The organism is Catellatospora sp. NPDC049609 (genome assembly GCF_040675365.1).
Classification (GTDB): Bacteria; Actinomycetota; Actinomycetes; order Mycobacteriales; family Micromonosporaceae; genus Catellatospora.
Map to the genome: position 1 here is coordinate 1 of NZ_JBFAOU010000483.1, position 1,158 is coordinate 1,158.

The 1,158-nt window shown below is 66.1% G+C and carries 1 protein-coding gene; it reads right to left on the reverse strand.

The window, feature by feature from the left end:
* Positions 1–216 precede the first annotated feature (216 nt).
* Positions 217–927 (reverse strand): hypothetical protein, encoded by a 711-nt coding sequence (locus tag AB0J67_RS41290; RefSeq protein ID WP_363491306.1) that lies wholly within the window; start codon positions 925–927, stop codon positions 217–219.
* Between the last annotated feature and the right edge of the window lie 231 nt (positions 928–1,158).

The window sequence follows — 1,158 nt, forward strand, 5'->3', positions numbered from 1 at the left end:
CAACCGAAAGCTCGTGAGGGGTCACCGCGACATGACACTACGCCAGCCCGCAGAGACCCCTACGACACGCCGACCTAACAAAGCACTACTAGGTCCTGTCTCACGGATCATGAGTATGGTTCGCCAGCCTCCCACGATCTTGTACCTATATCGCCTTCGGCGGGTGATATCCGTGTCGTGGAGTACGCGAGTGCAAGATTTGCGCGAGGGACCGGGTCAAGGGCGCAATGGGCCGGTGAGGGATTCGAGGCGGTGGCGGCCGAGAGGGTCGCGGTACCAGGCGAGGACGACTTCGAAGCGGGCTGGGTCGTAGGTAGCCCGCCAGCCGTGTACGGCTACGTGCTCGTCCATGTACCAGCGGTTCCACAGGCTGGAGGCCTCGGGAACCTCGGGTACGTGATCAGCGAATCGGTCCGAGGTAATGCCGGACAGGTGCCAGCTGCCGCCGTCGACCGGAACCGCTTCCCGCCAGCTGTCGTCGTCGGAAATCTCATTGCCCAGGGCTGACGACTCGATCAGGTTGTCGACGGACGTTGCGACCCAGTTCTCCGCGTGGATCACGCCGATCCGGCCGGTCGACCAGCTCAGGAGCACCGGCCAGGCCTGCTCGACCAGGCCGACCTCGGCTTCCCAGTCGCCGGCGTCGGTCTGCTGCCATCCGGACTCCACCGTGTCGTGGAACTCGTAGCCGCCCGGTGCCGGTCGCTCGCCGGGGAACCACATGCCGCCGTAGCGGGCGGCGAACTCCTGCAACCTCGCCAGTCCGCCGTCCGGTCCCGGATCCGGTTCGTCGTCTGCGTTCCAGCACTCGTAATACCGATCCGGCGGTTCCACCACCGTCGCCGGGTTGCGCCGGGACCGGGTCTCTAGGAACCGCCGAGCGCGGACGCTCAGCCCGGCCGGATCGTCCAACACGTGCCTGATCACGTGCGGCATGGTAGTGGTCGGCACGTGCAGCGGCACGGCCCCTGCACAGGCCGGGCCGCTGTAAGCCGCAGTCGACCTCGTCGTGGCCATGGACGGGCAGCGGGCCGTGCCCGACGGACATGATCCGCGAGACAGAACCTAGTAGTGCTTTGTTAGGTCGGCGTGTCGTAGGGGTCTCTGCGGGCTGGCGTAGTGTCATGTCGCGGTGACCCCTCACGAGCTTTCGGTTGT